Below are 18,497 nucleotides of genomic sequence, written 5' to 3'. Positions count from 1 at the left end.
GTCCTTACGGACACTAACGTAACCACTCGGGAAGATCGTTCAGTCCCATCGCCTGACGGATGAGTTGTGGTTTTACACCCGGGAGGGTATCGGCCAGTTTCAGCCCAATATCGCGTAGCAGTTTTTTCGCCGGATTCTCGCCTGCAAACAGTTCACGGAAACCCTGCATCCCCGCCAGCATCAGCGCTGCGCTGTGCTTACGGCTGCGCTCGTAGCGGCGTAAATAGAGATACTGCCCAATATCTTTGCCCTGACGCTGTAGCCGCTTAAGCTCATCGATCAGTTCCGCCGCATCCATAAAGCCAAGGTTAACCCCCTGACCCGCCAGCGGGTGGATGGTATGCGCCGCATCCCCCACCAGCGCCAGACGATGGGCCGCGAACTGGCGAGCATAACGTCCCGTCAGCGGAAACGCCTGACGTTCGCTTTCAAGGCTGCACAGCCCCAGACGATTATCAAAAGCGATATTCAGCGCCTGATTAAACTCGTCAACGCTTGCCTGCTGCATACGTTCTGCTTCCTGCGGCGAGAGCGACCAGACGATAGAACACAGGTGTGGATCGCTAAGTGGCAGGAATGCCAGGATCCCCTCGCCATGAAACGCCTGACGCGCAACCGCACCGTGAGCTTCCTGCGTACGGATAGTCGCCACCAGCGCATGATGACGGTAGTCCCAGAAGGTGAGCGGAATGTCCGCTTTATTGCGCAGCCAGGAATTAGCACCATCGGCACCGACGACCAGACGCGCCGTCAGCATTGCGCCATCTTTGAGGCTCAGAAATGCCTCGTTCTCGCCCCAGGCCACCTGCTGAATTTCAGCTGGCGCCATCAGCGTAATATCCGCTGAACGCTGCGCCTTTTGCCACAGCGCATAATGGATTTCTGAGTTTTCAACGATGTGACCCAAATGGCTGTAGCCCATGCTCTGGTCATCAAACGCAATACGTCCAAAGCTGTCTTTGTCCCAGACTTCCATGCCGTGGTAGCAGCAAGCGCGACGAGCAACAATGTCGGACCAGACGCCAAGACGGGTAAGCAGTTTTTCGCTGGCTGCATTAATGGCCGAAACGCGAAGCTGAGGAGGTGCATCCGCCGCCAACGGCTGCGGAACATGTTGTTCTAATACAGCAATGCGCAACCCACTGCCCTGCAGGCCGCAGGCAACCGCCAGCCCCACCATGCCGCCACCAACAATTGCTACATCAACACTTTGCACTGTTTGTACCTCGAAACCTGTAATCCGTAGGCCTGATAAGCGCAGCGCCATCAGGCATTTTTGCGGGGACCCTTGCCGGATGTCGGCGTTGCCTCATCCGGCCTACAGGTCATATTTATCGTGCAACCCAACCCAGGGTCCGCTCCGCCAGCGCATCGCGCGCAGGGGTGAATAATTCCATCGCCATCAACCCGACATTGCGCCCAACAACCAGCGGGGCCCAGTGATTGGCAAACAAATACACTAAATTATTGGTCACACCAATCGTCGTCTCGCGATCGCGCTCGCGGCGCTGCTGATAGCGTGCCAGCACCGCATAATCACCCACATCTTCTGCGCCGTTCTGCGCCTGCGTCAACGTCTCAGCAAGGCTCATTACATCGCGCAGGCCAAGGTTGAAACCTTGCCCGGCAATGGGATGCAGCGTCTGGGCGGCGTTCCCTACCAGCACGGTACGATGGGTAATCGCTTTCAGCGCCGTAGTTAACGAAAGCGGATAAGCGCTGCGTTTACCAGCCTGGGTAATACGTCCCAGTCGCCAGCCAAAAGCGGTTTGCAGTTCACGGCAAAACTGTTCGTCGGACCAGGCCATGATCTCATCACGCTGCTCCAGCGGATGGCACCACACCAGCGAGCAGCGGCCGTCAGACATTGGCAGCATTGCCAGCGGGCCATATTGCGTGAAGCGTTCAAACGCTCGTCCGTTGTGCGGTACAGAGGTCGTGACGTTGGCAATCACTGCCAGTTGCTCATAAGGCTGTTGCAGCCAGTCAACACCGCAGGCAGTCGCCAGTGCGGAACGCGTGCCGTCAGCAGCCACCAGCAGGCGACCGGTAATCATCTCGCCATTCTCCAGCGTCACTTCAACGCGCTCCTGCGTGCGCGACACGCTGGCTACGCGGTCGGGGCAGTGCAATGTGACGCCCGGTGCTTTGCGCAGCAGCGCAAACAGACGCAGCCCGACGTCGTGCAGTTCTACCACCTGACCCAGAGCCGGAATACGGTATTCCTGCGCATCCAGCGTCACAAATCCAGCATGGCCGCGATCGCTGACGTGAACCGTTTTAATGGCCGTTGCGCAATCGGCAATCGCCTGCCATACACCAATTCGCGCCAGCTGTTGGCAGGTTCCTGCCGCCAGCGCGATCGCCCGGGCGTCAAACCCAGGATGACGGTCAGTTTCAGGTTCGCTCGCTTCTATCAGATGAACTGGCAGCGTCCCATGACTGAGCTGGGAAATGGCCAGCGCCAGCGTCGCACCGACCATACCACCACCAACGATAATCACGCTCATTGCAGTCGCGCCGCAGCCATTAAGGCTTCAATGTCATCAGCTTTCTTCACTACGCTGGCGGTCAGGTTTTCATTGCCGTCCTCGGTGATGAGGATGTCATCCTCAATACGAATGCCGATACCACGATAAGCCGGCGGTACATCTGCATCCGGCGCGATATACAGTCCCGGTTCGACGGTGAGTACCATTCCCGGCTCAAGAATACGTGAGCGGTCCTGACCATAAACGCCGACGTCGTGCACATCCAGACCCAGCCAGTGACTTAGGCCATGCATAAAGAATGGGCGGTGCGCATTTTCGGTAATCAACTGATCGACATCACCGTGCAGAATGCCAAGCTTCACCAGACCCGTAATCATGATGCGCACCACTTCGCCAGTGACTTCCTGAATGGACGTTCCGGGACGATACAGACGCAGGCTGGTCTCTAAGGATTCCAGTACGATATCGTAGATTTCACGCTGTGCTGGGGTAAATTTACCGTTTACCGGGAAGGTACGCGTAATGTCACCCGCATAGCCTTTGTATTCGCAGCCAGCGTCGATTAGCACCAGATCGCCATCGCGCATTTCACTTTCATTTTCGGTGTAATGCAGGATACAGCCGTTTTCACCGCTGCCGACAATCGTGTTATAGGACGGATAACGCGCGCCATGACGGGTAAATTCATGGTGAATCTCCCCTTCTAACTGGTATTCAAACATTCCCGGACGGCATTTTTCCATCGCGCGGGTATGCGCCAGTGCGGTGATTTCTCCGGCACGACGCATGACCGCAATTTCTTCCGGTGATTTGAACAGGCGCATTTCATGCACCATCGGACGCCAGTCGATAATCGCGGCAGGCGCGTGCAGATTTTGTCTGGAGCCTTTGCGCAGTTTATCCAGCGCCGTGCACACAATCTCGTCGGCCCAGGTATACTCGCCCTGAGCGTGGTATACCGCGTCCAGACCATTGAGCAGCAAATACAGCTGTTGGTTGATTTCACTGAAGGCCAGCGCCCGGTCAACGCCAAGTTTTGCCGGGGCAGCATCCTGGCCCAGACGGCGGCCAAACCAGATTTCCGCCGTCAGATCGCGAACCCGATTGAACAAAACGCTGTGGTTATGAGTGTCATCACTTTTAATCAGCACCAGCACGGCTTCAGGTTCGTTAAAACCGGTGAAGTACCAGAAATCACTGCTTTGGCGGTAAGGGTATTCACTGTCCGCACTACGCGTCGCTTCCGGTGCGGCAAAAATCAGCGCGGCGCTGCCGGGCTGCATTTGTGCCAGTAAAGCCTGGCGACGACGCTGGAATTCTTGCTGAGATATCTCGCTCATCACACTCTCCTTTGCGTTTCGTTCTTAGTGCAGAGTCGGTTTACGGACTTCCGGCGCGGTCGGCTGCTGACGCGTAAACGTGTCATGGCACAGCAAGGCGGCTACGCGCACGTATTCGATGATCTCTTCGAGCGACATTTCCAGCTCTTCCTGATCTTCGTCTTCGTCATATCCCAATTGAGCGATATTGCGCAGGTCGTCAATCGCTTCCCCGGTTTCGCCGGTCACTTTGTCGAGCTTCGGCTGCGTGACGCCAAGGCCCAGTAAAAAGTGGTTTACCCATCCCGCCAGCGCATCGGCGCGATCGAAAACGCTGACGTCATCCCCTTCAGGCAGATAAAGCTGAAAAAGGAAGCCGTCGTCTTCGAGGGCATCGCTGGTGGCTGAGTGCATTTTCAGCAGCGCCTGAGCCAGCTCGTGACCAAAGGCCAGACCTTCGTTCGTCAGGTCGTGCAGCAGCGGCTGCCATGAGCTGTCGTTGTTTCCGCCGCAAATCATTCCGCTTATCAAGCCGTGCATTTCGGCCGGGGTTAATCCAGCCCCTTGTTGGTTCAAAAACTGGCTAACTTCGTTGTAACCAGGCATTTCGTTCTGTATAGACATAAGCATTCGTCATCAAAGGGAGGAATATTCATGATATGCTACCACTTTGGACCCTGGTGGACCAGAAAAGGGCTTGTATCTTGATACCAGGGTAGCTATAGTGTCGCCCCTTCGCGGACCCACGGTCTGGAGACGAAGGCAGCGCAGTCAATCAGCAGGAAGGTGGCATGTCTGCACAACCCGTCGATATCCAAATATTTGGCCGTTCACTGCGAGTGAATTGCCCGCCTGAACAAAGGGATGCGTTGAATCAGGCTGCGGACGATCTCAATCAGCGATTGCAAGATCTGAAAGTTCGCACTAGAGTCACAAATACTGAGCAGTTGGTTTTCATCGCCGCGTTGAACATCAGCTATGAATTAACTCAGGAAAAAGCGAAGACGCGTGAGTACGCGGCGAGCATGGAACAACGTATTCGGATGCTACAACAGACCATCGAACAGGCGTTGCTTGATCAGGGTCGCATAACCGAAAAAACGGGCCAAAACTTTGAATAACACTTTTCGGTTTACTGTGGTAGAGTGACCGTGAAGACAAAATTTCTCTGAGATGTTTGCAAGCGGGCCAGTCCCCTGAGCCGATATTTCATACCACAAGAATGTGGCGCTCCACGGTTGGTGAGCATGCTCGGCCCGTCCGAGAAGCCTTAAAACTGTGACGACGCATTCACCTTGAACCAAGGGTTCAAGGGTTACAGCCTGCGGCGGCATCTCGGAGATTCCCTTCTACCTGGCAACAGCCATGACATTACTTTCTGAACTCCCTTTATCCCGGCACGAAATCCGCCAACTGATTCGGCAGCGTCGTCGCGCGCTTACTTCCGAACAGCAACGACAATACGGTCAGCAAGCCGCGACCCGAATGCTCAGCTTTCCCCCTGTTGTACTCGCTCATACCGTGGCGGTATTCCTCTCGTTCGATGGCGAACTCGATACCCAGCCGCTAATAGATCAGCTGTGGCGGGCAGGCAAGCGCGTCTATCTTCCGGTTCTTCATCCCTTCAGCCCTGGCAACCTGCTGTTCCTGCACTATCATCCGCACAGCGACCTGGTAACCAATCGCTTAAAGATCCAGGAACCACGGCTTGATGTACGTGACGTATTGCCGCTCTCACAGCTGGATGTACTGATTACGCCGTTAGTGGCATTTGATGAGGTCGGGCAACGCCTGGGTATGGGCGGCGGATTTTACGATCGGACGCTTCAAAACTGGCAGCAGCATAAGATCCAGCCCGTAGGCTACGCGCACGATTGTCAGCGAGTGGAAAAGCTGCCTGTCGAAGAATGGGATATCCCGCTGCCTGCGGTGGTGACGCCGTCCAAAATCTGGGAGTGGTAGCCGTTTTTTGCCGATTGCGGCAAGGCTCGAAAACAGAATGTATGCGTGACAGGAAGAGATTTTGAGGCCGGGAAATCAGAGGAAAGATGGGCAGGTCAACCGCCTGCCCATGTAGAGGAAATCAGTACAGCAGACGAGCGCGAATGGTTCCCGGAAGGGCTTTCATCGCCAGCAGCGCTTTCTCTGCCACATCTTCATCCGCTTCAATATCAATAACCACGTAACCTACCTGTGCGGAAGTCTGCAGATACTGCGCGGCAATGTTGACGCCCTGCTCGGCAAAAATCTGGTTCAGCGCAGTCAGTACGCCCGGACGGTTTTCGTGAATGTGCATCAGACGACGACCGCCGTGCAGCGGCAGCGAAACTTCCGGGAAGTTAACTGCAGACAGCGTAGAGCCGTTGTCGGAATACTTGGTCAGTTTCCCAGCCACTTCCAGACCGATGTTTTCCTGTGCTTCCAGCGTTGAACCACCAATGTGCGGCGTCAGGATCACGTTGTCGAAATCACACAGCGGCGAAGTGAAAGGATCGCTGTTGGTTGCCGGCTCGGTTGGGAATACGTCGATTGCTGCCCCTGCCAGGTGCTTGGTCGCTAACGCGTCGCACAGCGCAGGAATATCAACAACTGTGCCGCGTGCGGCGTTAATCAGTAGCGCGCCTGGTTTCATCAACGCAATCTCACGCGCGCCCATCAGATTTTTGGTGGAGGCATTTTCCGGTACGTGCAAACTGACCACGTCGCTCATATTGAGCAGGTCGGAAAGATGCTGCACCTGCGTGGCGTTGCCGAGCGGGAGTTTATTTTCAATATCATAGAAATAGACGTGCATCCCCAGCGATTCCGCCAGAATGCCTAGCTGAGTACCAATGTGGCCGTAGCCGATGATCCCCAGTTTTTTGCCACGCGCTTCAAACGAGCCGGTAGCCAGTTTATTCCACACGCCGCGGTGTGCTTTGGCGTTTGCTTCGGGTACGCCGCGTAGCAGCAGCAGCAGTTCGCCAATCACCAGTTCTGCAACGGAACGCGTGTTTGAGAATGGTGCGTTAAACACGGGGATACCGCGCTTTGCCGCAGCGCTGAGATCAACCTGGTTGGTGCCGATACAGAAGCAGCCAATCGCGACCAGTTTCTCTGCGGCGTCAATCACATCTTCAGTCAGATGGGTACGGGATCGCAGGCCAATGAAGTGGGCATCACGGATGGACTCTTTCAGTTGTTCAGTGTCCAGAGCGCCTTTATGAAACTCGATGTTGGTATAACCTGCTGCACGAAGGCTTTCGAGCGCTTTTTGATGCACGCCTTCAACCAGCAGAAATTTAATCTTATCTTTCTCCAGTGATACCTTTGCCATTTCCCCGACCCTGTCTTTTTTTGTTCAAACTGATGTGTTGTGTGTGGGATTTTCATCCGTCTCTTCAACATATCAAAAAATAATATTGCGGCAATATGAACGTTTGCGTCGCCGTGCTGAAGAAATGTCATTCAGAGAGAAATGTCAGAGGAAAATACTGGCGATAACTTTTTCTTTGGAGAGATCGGCAGGACAATATTATAAACGTGACACAAGTCACCAAATTTGCCCTGCCAAAATTTTTTTAACGGGAGAAGACACTCCCGTCAGATCATTTTACGATAGTTTTCACGCCGTCTGGCGTACCGATCAGCGCAACATCCGCACCACGGTTGGCAAACAGACCGACGGTTACCACGCCCGGAATCGCATTGATGGCGTTTTCCATCGCGATGGCATCGAGGATCTCCAGACCGTGTACATCAAGGATCACGTTACCATTGTCCGTCACTACGCCCTGACGGTATTCAGGACGACCGCCCAGCTTCACCAACTGGCGAGCCACAGCGCTGCGCGCCATTGGGATCACTTCAACCGGCAGCGGGAAGTTACCGAGAATATCGACTTCTTTGGACGCGTCGGCAATGCAGATAAATTTCTTCGCCACGGAAGCAATAATTTTTTCACGGGTCAACGCAGCGCCGCCGCCCTTGATCATCTGCATGTGGCCGTTGATTTCATCCGCGCCGTCAACGTATACGCCGAGGCTGTCCACTTCGTTAAGATCGAACACGTGGATACCGAGGCTTTTGAGTTTTTCGGTTGAAGCGTCCGAACTGGATACCGCACCTTCAATCTGACCTTTCATTGTGCCCAGCGCATCAATAAAGTGTGCGGCTGTTGAACCTGTACCTACGCCCACAATGGTACCGGGCTGTACATACTGAAGTGCCGCCCATCCTACTGCTTTTTTCAGTTCATCCTGCGTCATGATCGTTTCGCCTGTGGTGTGAATATGGTGGGAAAATTCACGCGCATTATAGAACATTGTGCAGAAAAATGTTCCCACACCCGCTCGCAAGCGGCGGATTTCGTCTTTACCCAACCTAAATTTGTGTCATAGTGCAGAACAAGCAAAATTTTCAGGAGTGCGTCAAAGCAATGAAACGTCCGGACTACAGAACACTACAAGCACTGGATGCGGTTATTCGTGAACGAGGATTTGAGCGCGCGGCGCAAAAGCTGTGCATCACGCAATCCGCGGTTTCACAGCGCATAAAACAGCTTGAGAATATGTTCGGACAACCGCTGCTGGTGCGTACCGTACCACCACGCCCAACCGAACAGGGGCAGAAACTACTGGCGCTTTTGCGTCAGGTTGAACTGCTGGAAGACGAGTGGCTGGGTGATGAACAAACCGGCTCGACGCCGCTGCTGCTCTCACTGGCGGTGAACGCCGACAGTCTGGCGACCTGGTTGCTTCCGGCGCTGGCTCCGGTACTGGCCAATTCACCGATTCGTCTGAACCTGCAGGTTGAGGATGAAACGCGCACTCAGGAGCGTCTACGTCGTGGTGAGGTGGTCGGTGCGGTGAGTATTCAGCATCAGGCGCTGCCAAGCTGTCTGGTGGATAAACTCGGCGCGCTGGACTACCTGTTTGTTGGATCCAAACCTTTCGCCGAGCGCTATTTCCCTAACGGCGTCACCCGCTCTGCCCTGCTGAAAGCCCCAGCGGTAGCGTTTGACCATCTTGATGATATGCACCAGGCGTTCCTGCAACAAAACTTCGACCTGCCACCGGGCAGCGTGCCGTGCCATATCGTTAACTCGTCTGAAGCCTTTGTTCAATTGGCGCGTCAGGGAACGACCTGCTGCATGATCCCCCACTTGCAGATTGAGAAAGAACTGGAAAGCGGCGAACTTATCGACTTAACACCGGGCCTGTTCCAGCGCCGGATGCTGTACTGGCACCGTTTTGCACCGGAAAGCCGCATGATGCGCAACGTCACCGATGCGCTGCTGGCCTATGGTCACAACGTACTGCGTCAGGATTAAACCGCTCATAACCTCTGAGTGCCGGATGGTGGCGTAACGCCCTATCCGGCCGACAAGCCTTTTACCCTCTTTTCATGCTATTCCCGCCACGTCTTTGAAATAAATCACAAAATCAAACACGCCACGCGGCAAAAAACGACGCCCTGTTGGCTATTTTTTGCTGGCGACAAGCCAAATGAAAAAGCTCACCGTATTCGCAAAGATTCAACTTATTGCGTAATACGGAGCAAAAAATGGCAAACGTGCAGGAGTGGCAAACACTCGCCAATAAAGAACTCAGTCGCCGGGAAAAAACCGTCGAGTCGCTGGAAAGACAGACGGCGGAAGGGATTGCCATCAAGCCGCTGTACACCGAAGAAGACCTCGATAATCTGGAAGTCACGGGCACCCTTCCCGGCCTGCCGCCTTACGTGCGTGGCCCGCGCGCCACCATGTATACCGCGCAGCCGTGGACCATTCGTCAATACGCTGGTTTCTCTACCGCCAAAGAGTCCAACGCCTTTTACCGCCGCAACCTCGCCGCCGGACAAAAAGGACTTTCCGTCGCCTTTGACCTTGCCACACATCGTGGCTATGACTCTGACAACCCACGCGTGGCGGGTGACGTCGGTAAAGCAGGCGTGGCGATCGATACCGTCGAAGATATGAAGATACTGTTCGACCAGATCCCGCTGGATAAGATGTCAGTATCGATGACCATGAACGGCGCGGTTCTACCTGTGCTGGCGTTTTATATCGTCGCTGCAGAAGAACAAGGCGTAGCGCCGGAACAACTCACCGGGACCATTCAGAACGATATTCTGAAAGAGTACCTGTGCCGCAACACCTACATTTATCCCCCAAAACCGTCCATGCGCATTATCGCCGACATCATCGCCTGGTGCTCTGGCAACATGCCGCGCTTTAACACCATCAGCATCAGCGGCTATCACATGGGTGAAGCCGGAGCGAACTGCGTGCAGCAGGTAGCGTTTACGCTGGCAGACGGTATTGAATACATCAAAGCTGCACTCTCCGCCGGACTGAAAATTGATGATTTTGCCCCGCGCCTGTCGTTCTTCTTCGGCATCGGCATGGATCTGTTTATGAACGTCGCCATGCTGCGCGCGGCGCGCTATTTGTGGAGTGAAGCGGTCAGCAGCTTTGGCGCGACCAACCCGAAATCTCTCGCTCTGCGTACCCACTGCCAGACGTCCGGCTGGAGCCTGACCGAGCAGGACCCGTACAACAACGTGGTACGAACCACTATTGAAGCACTCGGCGCTACGCTTGGCGGCACCCAGTCGCTGCATACCAATGCTTTTGATGAAGCGCTCGGTCTGCCCACCGATTTCTCCGCCCGTATTGCGCGTAATACGCAGATCATCATTCAGGAAGAATCAGAGATCTGCCGCACCGTTGATCCGCTGGCCGGATCGTATTACGTCGAGTCACTCACCGATCAAATCGTGAAGCAGGCGCGCACGATCATCAAACAGATTGATGAGGCAGGCGGCATGGCGAAGGCGATCGAAGCCGGGCTGCCTAAACGGATGATCGAAGAAGCTTCCGCGCGCGAACAATCGCTGATCGACCAGGGTAAGCGCGTTATCGTCGGCGTCAATAAGTACAAGCTGGATAAAGAAGACGAGACGTCGGTACTGGAGATCGACAACGTGAAGGTGCGCAACGAGCAGATTGCCTCGCTGAAACATATCCGCAACACCCGCGACAACGATGCTGTCAAGGCCGCGCTATCCGCGCTGACCCACGCCGCGCAGCATAATGAAAACCTGCTGGCCGCCGCCGTCAGCGCCGCCCGCGTTCGCGCCACGCTCGGTGAAATCTCCGACGCGCTGGAAGTCGCTTTTGATCGGTATCTGGTTCCCAGCCACTGCGTCACCGGCGTGATTGCGCAAAGCTATCACCAGTCAGACAAATCCGCCGATGAGTTCGATACCATCGTTGCGCAAACCGAACAGTTCCTCGCGGAAAATGGCCGCCGCCCGCGTATTCTGATCGCCAAGATGGGCCAGGACGGCCATGATCGCGGCGCGAAGGTAATCGCCAGCGCCTATTCCGATCTCGGTTTCGATGTCGATCTCAGCCCGATGTTCTCCACTCCGGAAGAGATCGCCCGTCTGGCGGTAGAAAACGATGTGCATGTAATAGGCGCATCGTCACTGGCGGCGGGCCATAAAACGCTGATTCCTGAGTTGGTTACCGCACTCAAAAAATGGGGGCGTGAAGATATCTGCGTGGTAGCAGGAGGCGTTATTCCGCCACAGGATTACGCCTTCCTGCACGAACATGGCGTGGCAGCCATTTATGGTCCCGGCACGCCAATGCTCGACAGCGTCCGCGATGTGTTAACCCGTATCAGTCAGCATCATGATTAACGCCGCCACGCTTGAAGATACCGTTCGCCGTTTGCGACTCGGCGAACGGGCTACGCTCGCCCAGGCGATGACGCTGGTCGAAAGCAACCACCCGCGCCACCAGCCGCTGAGTACGCAATTGCTGGACGCGATTATGCCGTTCACCGGTAACGCCCTGCGCTTGGGGATCACCGGTACGCCGGGCGCGGGCAAAAGCACTTTCCTGGAAGCATTCGGCATGTTGCTCATCCACCACGGATTACGGGTGGCGGTGATCGCCGTCGATCCCAGCAGCCCGGTCAGCGGCGGCAGCATTCTTGGCGATAAAACCCGCATGACGGAGCTGGCCCGCGCCGAATCTGCGTTTATTCGCCCGGTCCCTTCCTGCGGTCATTTAGGCGGTGCCAGCCAGCGTGCCCGCGAATTAATGCTGCTGTGCGAAGCGGCTGGCTTTGACGTGGTGATTGTAGAAACCGTCGGCGTTGGGCAGTCAGAAATCGAAGTCGCAGGCATGGTGGATTGCTTTATCTCACTGCAAATCGCTGGCGGTGGCGACGATTTACAGGGCATCAAAAAAGGCCTGATGGAAATGGCGGATCTGGTCGTCATCAATAAGGACGACGGTGATAACCATACCAGCGTTGCCATTGCCCGCCATATGTACGAGTCCGCCCTGCATATTCTGCGCCGCAAATATGACGAGTGGCAGCCGCGGGTTCTGACCTGTAGCGCCCTGGAAAAACGCGGTATCGAGGAGGTTTGGCAGGCGATTAGCGACTTTAAAACGTGCCTGACCGCCAGCGGCCGACTGGAAAAAGTTCGCCAGCAGCAGGCGGTGGACTGGTTACACCAGCAGGCTGAAGAAGAAGCCCTGCATCTGTTGTTTGCGCGGACTGATTTCGACCGCTATTTCCAGCAGACGCTACAGGCCGTCAAAAACAATGATCTTTCGCCGCGCACCGGTCTGCGGCACATCAGCGAATTTATTCAGCATCATTACTTTCAATAAAGAGAACATTATGTCTTATCAATACGTCAACGTGGTCATCATCCAGAAAGTCGCGGTTATTGAGTTCAATTACGCCCGCAAGCTCAATGCCCTGAGTAAAGTGTTTATTGACGATCTGATGCAGGCGCTGAGCGATCTCAATCGTGCAGACATTCGCTGCATCATTCTGCGCGCTCCAAGCGGGGCCAAAGTGTTTTCTGCCGGGCATGATATTCATGAACTCCCTACCGGACGTCGCGATCCGCTCTCTTATGACGATCCGCTGCGTCAGATAACCCGTATGATCCAAAAATACCCGAAGCCGGTGATCTCCATGGTCGAAGGCAGCGTCTGGGGCGGCGCGTTTGAGATGATCATGAGTTCCGATCTGATTATTGCAGCCAGTACCTCCACTTTCTCGATGACCCCGGTCAACCTCGGTGTGCCGTATAACCTGGTGGGCATCCACAACCTGACCCGCGACGCTGGTTTTCACATCGTGAAAGAGCTGATTTTTACCGCTTCGCCCATCACCGCTCAACGCGCCATGGCGGTCGGGATCCTTAACCATGTCGTGCCCGTCGAGGAACTGGAAGATTTCACTCTGCAAATGGCGCACCACATCTCGGAAAAAGCGCCGCTGGCCATCGCCGTCATCAAAGAAGAACTGCGCGTGCTTGGTGAAGCGCACACCATGAATTCCGATGAGTTCGAGCGTATTCAGGGCATGCGCCGCGCGGTGTACGACAGCGAGGATTATCAGGAAGGGATGAACGCGTTTATGGAAAAACGTAAACCAAATTTTGTTGGCCATTAATCACGTCCGAGGAAGGAGACGGCCATGAAACGGATGAGCGCCGAACAGGCGGCAGAAATTATCCAGCACGATGATATGGTGGCGTTTAGCGGCTTTACCCCTGCGGGTTCACCCAAAGCGTTACCCAGCGCAATTGCCCAACGCGCCTGCGAACGGCATCAGAACGGGCAGCCTTTTCAGATCCGCCTGCTGACCGGAGCATCAATTGGCGCCGCCGCTGATGATGTTCTATCCGCGGCGGATGCCGTTTCCTGGCGGGCGCCTTATCAAACGTCATCGGGCCTGCGCGAGAAAATTAATCAGGGCCAGGTGAGGTTTGTCGATCTCCATTTGAGTGAAGTGGCGCAAATGGTTAATTACGGCTTTTTTGGCGAGATCGATGTTGCCGTCATTGAAGCCTCCGCCATTGCGCCAGATGGCCGGATTTGGCTTTCCAGCGGTATTGGTAATGGGCCGACCTGGCTGCTGCGGGCGAAAAAAGTGATCATTGAATTGAATCATTACCATAATCCGCGCGTGGCGGAGTTTGCCGACATCGTGATACCCGGTGCGCCGCCGCGGCGTAACAGCGTACCCATTTTTCATACCATGGATCGCGTGGGTAGCCAGTGCGTACAGATAGACCCCAAAAAGGTGGTTGCGGTGGTGGATACCGAGCTGCCCGATGCCGGAAATGCGGCGGATAAAACCAATCCGGTCAGCCAGCAAATTGCCGATAACGTCGTCACTTTCCTGCTGGCAGAAATGGCTCACAAACGTATTCCAGCTGAGTTTCTACCCTTACAAAGCGGCGTGGGCAATATCAACAACGCGGTAATGGCGCGACTGGGCGAGAACCCAGATATCCCGCCCTTTATGATGTATTCGGAGGTGTTGCAGGAGTCGGTGGTACATCTGCTGGAAACGGGCAAGATAACAGGTGCCAGCGCCTCCAGCCTGACCATTTCAGCCCCGTCGCTACAGAAGATTTACGACAACATGGACTTCTTCGCCAGCCGGATTGTGCTGCGCCCGCAGGAGATCTCCAATAACCCGGAGATCATCCGTCGGCTGGGGGTTATTGCGCTCAACGTCGGTCTGGAGTTTGATATCTACGGCCATGCCAATTCCACGCACGTTGCGGGGGTGAACCTGATGAATGGCATCGGCGGCAGCGGGGATTTCGAGCGCAATGCCTACCTGTCTATCTTTATGGCGCCGTCGATTGCCAAAGGCGGGAAAATCTCCACCATCGTACCAATGTGCAGCCATGTCGACCACAGCGAACATAGCGTTAAAGTGATCGTGACCGAACAAGGGATTGCCGATCTGCGTGGGCTATCTCCGATGCAGCGGGCGCACACGATTATCGATAACTGTGCGCACCCTCTTTACCGGGATTATCTGCACCGCTATCTGGAGAAAGCACCCGGCGGACATATCCATCACGATCTCAGCCATGCGTTCGATCTGCATCGTAATCTTCTCGAAACAGGATCGATGCTCGGTTAACTTGCGCTACCGTCACGATCTTCAGCAATATGCTGAAGCATCGTGGCGGTATAACGATGGTTTTTCAGCGAATAGAGAAACTCCTGCATATACATGGGGCTGCCGGGCGCATCGAAATACTTTAGCGTCGACGGGTTCACCAGCCGCCAGGCGAAGTGAGGGATCACCGTCAAAAACTGCCCGCGCTCTACCGCGCTGATCTTGGCCATAAAGCTGTACGGACGGTAGATAATCGTCGGGTTGATCCCACAGGGCCGCATGTATGCATCCAGCATCGCCTCAAAGTTGGCGCGATTCTGGAAGCGCATTTGCAGCCAGGGCAGCTCGCGCAGCAGATCCTGCGGCTGTTTTTCTTCGTAGCGCCGGGAAACGAGAAACCCCAGACGCAGCGGAGGCAGTTCGCTAATCGCCAGATTCTCCAGTTCCTGGACGCGGGGGGAAACGTGCTGCGGCGAGATAATAAAATCCAGTTTGCGATCGAACAGGTTATCAATCACCCCATTCTCGCTGAATTCAACGGCCTGAGCCGTCACGCCGTCATACTTGTCACCAAGGCTAATCAACTGGTCAAAAATAATCGTTGGGTAGGTATTGTCGATCCCGATGACGATTTCCCGCGAGCGGCGAGAGGCGTTATGGATTTCGTTATCAATGGCAGAAAGGCGCTGATAAACGGGAAACAGCTTCTGATACAGTTCCTGTCCGGCTTTATTCAGACTGATGTTGTTATCTTTGCGGGTAAACAGCGTATAGCCGATTTGATCCTCCAGTGCGGCAATGCTTTTACCGAAAGGCGATGCGGTCATATGTATTTTTTCTGCCGCTCTGGCGATGTTATTGGTTTGCGCCAGCAGAATGAAATTACGCATCTTTTTCGAGATAAAAATATCCATAGCGTCCCCTTAAAAATCGCTATGGCCTATCCTCATTACGGCGAAAAAAAAGACTGGATGTAGGGTCTCATTTTTACAGTTGCTCACAGAAAAAACCCGGCTGGAAAGCCGGGTCTGCAATGATTACTGGGTTTTGGCTGGCGTTGCTGCTGGTTGCCCCGCCGTCGGCTCAATCTGGAAGACCACATCAACCTGATCGTCAAACTGAATAACCGGCTGTTCGTAGGTTTCCTGAGCGGATGTCGCAGGTGCTGCATCTGCTTTCATCATCCGTACCATCGGGCTCGGTTGATAATTGGAAACGTGGTAACGCACGCTGTAAACGGGCCCCAGTTTGCTGTTAAAGCCCGCAGCTAACTGCTCAGCCTGATGAATAGCATCATCAATTGCTGCTTTACGCGCTTTATCTTTGTAAGTATCCGGCTGGGCAACGCCAAGCGATACCGAACGGATCTCATTCAGACCGGCCTTCAGTGCACCATCGAGCAGCGCATTGAGTTTGTCCAACTGACGCAGCGTGACCTCAACGGTACGTACCGCACGATAGCCTTTAAGGACGCTTTTACCATTCTGGTAGTCGTAGTCCGGCTGGGTGCGCAGGTTTGCCGCGCTAATATCTTTCTTCGCTATCTGGTTCTGTTCAAGGAAGGACAGATATTGCGCCACGCGCTCATCAGCCTGCTTCTTCGCTGAAGCCGCATCCTTTGCAGCTACATTCACTTCAATCGCCAGAGTAGCGATGTCTGGTGTCGCATCCACGCTTGCCGTTCCGGAAGTCACGATGTGCGGTCCATTTGGCAACTCATTTGCCTGTACCGATAGTGCGCTGAATCCGACTAATGCCGCCAGGGCCATTATTTTGAACTTCACGGTCGTTCCTCCATGTTTCATTAATTACCCCGAAACTCAGGGCACATGCAGGCAAGCTTAGCCGATCTCGCTGCGTTGTCCATCAGACAACACTTAGTTGAACAACGCATGAACGTGCGCAACACCTTCTTTTGCCAACTGAAAAGCGATAAACCACATCACCAATCCTACCAGGGTATTGATGATCCGCTGTGCTTTAGCAGTGCGCAAACGCGGAGCGAGCCAGGCCGCCAGCAATGCCAGGCCGAAGAACCACAGGAACGAAGCGCTGACGGTGCCCAGCGCAAACCAACGCTTAGGCTCAACGTCCAGTTGGCCTCCCAGACTCCCAAGCACCACAAAGGTATCCAGGTAAACATGGGGGTTGAGCCATGTCACCGCCAGCATAGTAGCGATAATTTTCCAGCGACCCTGCTTCATCACCTCGGCGCTGGCCAGTTCCAGGTTACTGCTCATCGCCGTTTTTAACGCCCCGAAACCGTACCAGAGTAAAAATGCCACCCCACCCCAGGTGACAAGCGCCATCAGCCATGGTGACTGCATCAGCAAGGCGCTACCGCCAAAGATCCCCGCGCAAATCAGCACTAAGTCGCTGATAGCGCAGAGTAAAGCAATCATGATGTGATACTGGCGACGGATCCCCTGATTCATCACGAAGGCGTTTTGCGGACCGAGCGGAAGTATCATAGCCGCACCAAGTGCAAGCCCTTGAAAATAATACGATAACACGTTAATCATCCCGAACTGTTTCTCTTAGGAGCAGACTATAGCGCGGGGGAAACATTAGCGGAAATGGATAATTTTAATCAGGGATAAGAAGAATTAATACCAAGGGTGGGGGAATGCCGGATGACGGCTGACGCTTATCCGGTCTACAAAACCTGTGGGCCCGGTAAGCGATAGCGCCACCGGGCACGCGATTACTCTGCCGCGCTCTCTTTCACACGCTTGAAGTTCACATCCATCTGCGGGTACGGGAAGCTGATACCGTTGGCGTCAAACTCGCGTTTAATACGCTCCAGTACGTCCCAGTAGACACTTTGCAGATCGCTACTGTTGCTCCAGACGCGTACCACAAAATTAATCGAGGAAGCGCCCAGCTCATTCAGGCGCACCGTCATTTCACGATCTTTAAGGATACGCTCGTCAGACTGAATGATATCGGTGAGGATTTTTTTCACCTGATCGATATCGGAGTCGTAAGCTACGCCGATGATAAATTCGTTACGACGAACCGGCTCACGAGAGAAGTTAATGATGTTCCCGGCAATGATTTTACCGTTTGGGATCACCACAATCTTACCGTCTACGGTACGCATAGTCGTGGAGAAAATCTGCACGTTGAGTACGGTTCCCGCTACGCCGCCGAGGTCTACATACTCACCTGCGCGGAACGGACGGAACATCACCAGCAGCACGCCAGCGGCGAGGTTGGACAGCGAACCTTGCAGCGCCAGACCAACGGCTAAACCTGCGGCACCGAGAACGGCAATCACAGAAGCGGTTTGTACCCCAACGCGACCCAAAGCGGCAATCAGCGTGAACGCGATAATACCGTAGCGCACCAGTGCGGAGAGGAAGTCAGCAACGGTTGCATCAATTTTACGTGCCACCATCAGGCGGTTAACGGTGTTTGATACGATGCGCGCCACAATCATACCGATAATGACAATGGCGATGGCCGCAACGATGTTGACGGCATAGCTTAACAGCAGCTCCTGATTGCGGACCAGCCAGGTGCCCGCACCATTTATGCTGTCGACAACATTCAAATCTTCCATTCAATATTCCTTTTTTGCTTACCCAAATGGGAAAAATAAAGCCGTCCCAACGGGACTGGCAATCTGACAAGGGTAAACAATAAACCTGGATTTTGCCAAACAGATCACAGAATTCTCTGCCAGCAGCATATTGAAATGGCAATAAAAAAGGCCCGCATTTGCGGGCCTCATGTCACGT

At 54.4% G+C, this 18,497-nt stretch carries 17 protein-coding genes and 1 other RNA gene; 8 read left to right on the top strand and 10 right to left on the bottom strand.

The window, feature by feature from the left end; genetic code table 11:
* Nucleotides 1–13: 13 nt before the first annotated feature.
* The 4 genes from ubiI to OGY13_RS08525 all read right to left on the bottom strand — a co-directional run bounded on the left by ubiI (nucleotide 14) and on the right by OGY13_RS08525 (nucleotide 4,435).
* Nucleotides 14–1,216 carry an FAD-dependent 2-octaprenylphenol hydroxylase gene (gene ubiI, locus OGY13_RS08540; RefSeq protein ID WP_167820650.1) on the bottom strand — a complete coding sequence of 401 codons (1,203 nt, stop codon included), beginning with the start codon at nucleotides 1,214–1,216 and terminating at the stop codon, nucleotides 14–16.
* A gap of 115 nt (nucleotides 1,217–1,331) precedes the next feature.
* Complete coding sequence (gene ubiH / locus OGY13_RS08535) at nucleotides 1,332–2,510, bottom strand: 2-octaprenyl-6-methoxyphenyl hydroxylase (RefSeq protein ID WP_213752653.1); 1,179 nt, start codon at nucleotides 2,508–2,510, stop codon at nucleotides 1,332–1,334.
* Nucleotides 2,507–3,832, bottom strand: coding sequence for a Xaa-Pro aminopeptidase (gene pepP, locus OGY13_RS08530; protein WP_165755489.1), 1,326 nt, complete (start codon nucleotides 3,830–3,832; stop codon nucleotides 2,507–2,509). The genes ubiH and pepP overlap by 4 nt, the downstream gene beginning before the upstream one ends.
* Before the next feature lie 24 nt (nucleotides 3,833–3,856).
* On the bottom strand, nucleotides 3,857–4,435 hold the full coding sequence (locus OGY13_RS08525; protein WP_003026978.1) for a YecA/YgfB family protein: 579 nt from the start codon (nucleotides 4,433–4,435) through the stop codon (nucleotides 3,857–3,859).
* Between the two features lie 167 nt (nucleotides 4,436–4,602).
* Here OGY13_RS08525 and zapA point away from each other — a divergent pair, with 167 nt between their 5' ends.
* From zapA to OGY13_RS08510, 3 genes are all read left to right on the top strand, one after another.
* Nucleotides 4,603–4,932 (top strand): cell division protein ZapA, encoded by a 330-nt coding sequence (zapA, locus tag OGY13_RS08520; RefSeq protein WP_003026980.1) that lies wholly within the window; start codon nucleotides 4,603–4,605, stop codon nucleotides 4,930–4,932.
* Between the two features lie 41 nt (nucleotides 4,933–4,973).
* A non-coding RNA gene (gene ssrS / locus OGY13_RS08515) (6S RNA) lies at nucleotides 4,974–5,157 on the top strand.
* A gap of 19 nt (nucleotides 5,158–5,176) precedes the next feature.
* Nucleotides 5,177–5,773, top strand: a complete 597-nt coding sequence (locus tag OGY13_RS08510; RefSeq protein ID WP_100271935.1) for a 5-formyltetrahydrofolate cyclo-ligase — start codon at nucleotides 5,177–5,179, stop codon at nucleotides 5,771–5,773.
* Between the two features lie 121 nt (nucleotides 5,774–5,894).
* Here OGY13_RS08510 and serA read toward each other — a convergent pair whose 3' ends face one another.
* Together serA and rpiA are read right to left on the bottom strand one after the other, a co-directional pair.
* Complete coding sequence (gene serA / locus OGY13_RS08505; RefSeq protein WP_003825480.1) at nucleotides 5,895–7,127, bottom strand: phosphoglycerate dehydrogenase; 1,233 nt, start codon at nucleotides 7,125–7,127, stop codon at nucleotides 5,895–5,897.
* 271 nt (nucleotides 7,128–7,398) lie between these two features.
* Nucleotides 7,399–8,058, bottom strand: coding sequence for a ribose-5-phosphate isomerase RpiA (gene rpiA / locus OGY13_RS08500; protein WP_003825479.1), 660 nt, complete (start codon nucleotides 8,056–8,058; stop codon nucleotides 7,399–7,401).
* Nucleotides 8,059–8,228: 170 nt separating this feature from the next.
* Between rpiA and argP the strand changes: the two genes are divergently transcribed.
* The 5 genes from argP to scpC all read left to right on the top strand — a co-directional run bounded on the left by argP (nucleotide 8,229) and on the right by scpC (nucleotide 14,775).
* On the top strand, nucleotides 8,229–9,122 hold the full coding sequence (gene argP, locus OGY13_RS08495) for a DNA-binding transcriptional regulator ArgP (protein WP_003825477.1): 894 nt from the start codon (nucleotides 8,229–8,231) through the stop codon (nucleotides 9,120–9,122).
* A 233-nt stretch (nucleotides 9,123–9,355) separates the two neighbouring features.
* Complete coding sequence (gene scpA, locus OGY13_RS08490) at nucleotides 9,356–11,500, top strand: methylmalonyl-CoA mutase (protein ID WP_048236726.1); 2,145 nt, start codon at nucleotides 9,356–9,358, stop codon at nucleotides 11,498–11,500.
* Entirely contained in the window at nucleotides 11,493–12,488 is a 996-nt protein-coding gene (meaB, locus tag OGY13_RS08485) for a methylmalonyl Co-A mutase-associated GTPase MeaB (protein WP_213752652.1), read from the top strand. The genes scpA and meaB overlap by 8 nt, the downstream gene beginning before the upstream one ends.
* Nucleotides 12,489–12,498: 10 nt before the next feature.
* Nucleotides 12,499–13,284, top strand: coding sequence for a methylmalonyl-CoA decarboxylase (gene scpB, locus OGY13_RS08480; RefSeq protein ID WP_008785757.1), 786 nt, complete (start codon nucleotides 12,499–12,501; stop codon nucleotides 13,282–13,284).
* 24 nt (nucleotides 13,285–13,308) lie between these two features.
* Nucleotides 13,309–14,775, top strand: coding sequence for a succinyl-CoA:acetate CoA-transferase ScpC (scpC, locus tag OGY13_RS08475; RefSeq protein ID WP_213752651.1), 1,467 nt, complete (start codon nucleotides 13,309–13,311; stop codon nucleotides 14,773–14,775).
* On the opposite strand, the gene srsR is transcribed toward scpC, so the two are convergent.
* The 4 genes from srsR to OGY13_RS08455 all read right to left on the bottom strand — a co-directional run bounded on the left by srsR (nucleotide 14,772) and on the right by OGY13_RS08455 (nucleotide 18,319).
* The gene (gene srsR / locus OGY13_RS08470) at nucleotides 14,772–15,668 is read right to left on the bottom strand and encodes a LysR family transcriptional regulator SrsR (RefSeq protein WP_003026999.1); all 897 of its coding nucleotides are present in this window, start codon (nucleotides 15,666–15,668) and stop codon (nucleotides 14,772–14,774) included. The two genes, scpC and srsR, sit on opposite strands and share 4 nt — an antisense overlap.
* Nucleotides 15,669–15,791: 123 nt before the next feature.
* Nucleotides 15,792–16,538 (bottom strand): oxidative stress defense protein, encoded by a 747-nt coding sequence (locus OGY13_RS08465; RefSeq protein WP_003825465.1) that lies wholly within the window; start codon nucleotides 16,536–16,538, stop codon nucleotides 15,792–15,794.
* Nucleotides 16,539–16,631: 93 nt separating this feature from the next.
* Entirely contained in the window at nucleotides 16,632–17,267 is a 636-nt protein-coding gene (argO, locus tag OGY13_RS08460) for an arginine exporter ArgO (protein WP_003027005.1), read from the bottom strand.
* Nucleotides 17,268–17,458: 191 nt separating this feature from the next.
* Complete coding sequence (locus OGY13_RS08455) at nucleotides 17,459–18,319, bottom strand: small-conductance mechanosensitive channel MscS (protein ID WP_003825461.1); 861 nt, start codon at nucleotides 18,317–18,319, stop codon at nucleotides 17,459–17,461.
* Between the last annotated feature and the right edge of the window lie 178 nt (nucleotides 18,320–18,497).

The organism is Citrobacter sp. Cpo045 (assembly GCF_030332875.1).
Taxonomy (GTDB): domain Bacteria; phylum Pseudomonadota; class Gammaproteobacteria; order Enterobacterales; family Enterobacteriaceae; genus Citrobacter; species Citrobacter portucalensis.
The sequence above is the reverse complement of the archived record's forward strand: the minus strand, read 5'-3'. Positions and strand labels throughout refer to the sequence as shown.

Bases quoted from the DNA above. Each gene is read 5' to 3' on its own strand.
- ubiH (WP_213752653.1), bottom strand. From the start codon at position 2,510: ATGAGCGTGATTATCGTTGGTGGTGGTATGGTCGGTGCGACGCTGGCG.
- pepP (WP_165755489.1), bottom strand. From the start codon at position 3,832: ATGAGCGAGATATCTCAGCAAGAATTCCAGCGTCGTCGCCAGGCTTTA.
- OGY13_RS08525 (WP_003026978.1), bottom strand. From the start codon at position 4,435: ATGTCTATACAGAACGAAATGCCTGGTTACAACGAAGTTAGCCAGTTT.
- zapA (WP_003026980.1), top strand. From the start codon at position 4,603: ATGTCTGCACAACCCGTCGATATCCAAATATTTGGCCGTTCACTGCGA.
- OGY13_RS08510 (WP_100271935.1), top strand. From the start codon at position 5,177: ATGACATTACTTTCTGAACTCCCTTTATCCCGGCACGAAATCCGCCAA.
- serA (WP_003825480.1), bottom strand. From the start codon at position 7,127: ATGGCAAAGGTATCACTGGAGAAAGATAAGATTAAATTTCTGCTGGTT.
- rpiA (WP_003825479.1), bottom strand. From the start codon at position 8,058: ATGACGCAGGATGAACTGAAAAAAGCAGTAGGATGGGCGGCACTTCAG.
- argP (WP_003825477.1), top strand. From the start codon at position 8,229: ATGAAACGTCCGGACTACAGAACACTACAAGCACTGGATGCGGTTATT.
- scpA (WP_048236726.1), top strand. From the start codon at position 9,356: ATGGCAAACGTGCAGGAGTGGCAAACACTCGCCAATAAAGAACTCAGT.
- meaB (WP_213752652.1), top strand. From the start codon at position 11,493: ATGATTAACGCCGCCACGCTTGAAGATACCGTTCGCCGTTTGCGACTC.
- scpB (WP_008785757.1), top strand. From the start codon at position 12,499: ATGTCTTATCAATACGTCAACGTGGTCATCATCCAGAAAGTCGCGGTT.
- scpC (WP_213752651.1), top strand. From the start codon at position 13,309: ATGAAACGGATGAGCGCCGAACAGGCGGCAGAAATTATCCAGCACGAT.
- srsR (WP_003026999.1), bottom strand. From the start codon at position 15,668: ATGGATATTTTTATCTCGAAAAAGATGCGTAATTTCATTCTGCTGGCG.
- OGY13_RS08455 (WP_003825461.1), bottom strand. From the start codon at position 18,319: ATGGAAGATTTGAATGTTGTCGACAGCATAAATGGTGCGGGCACCTGG.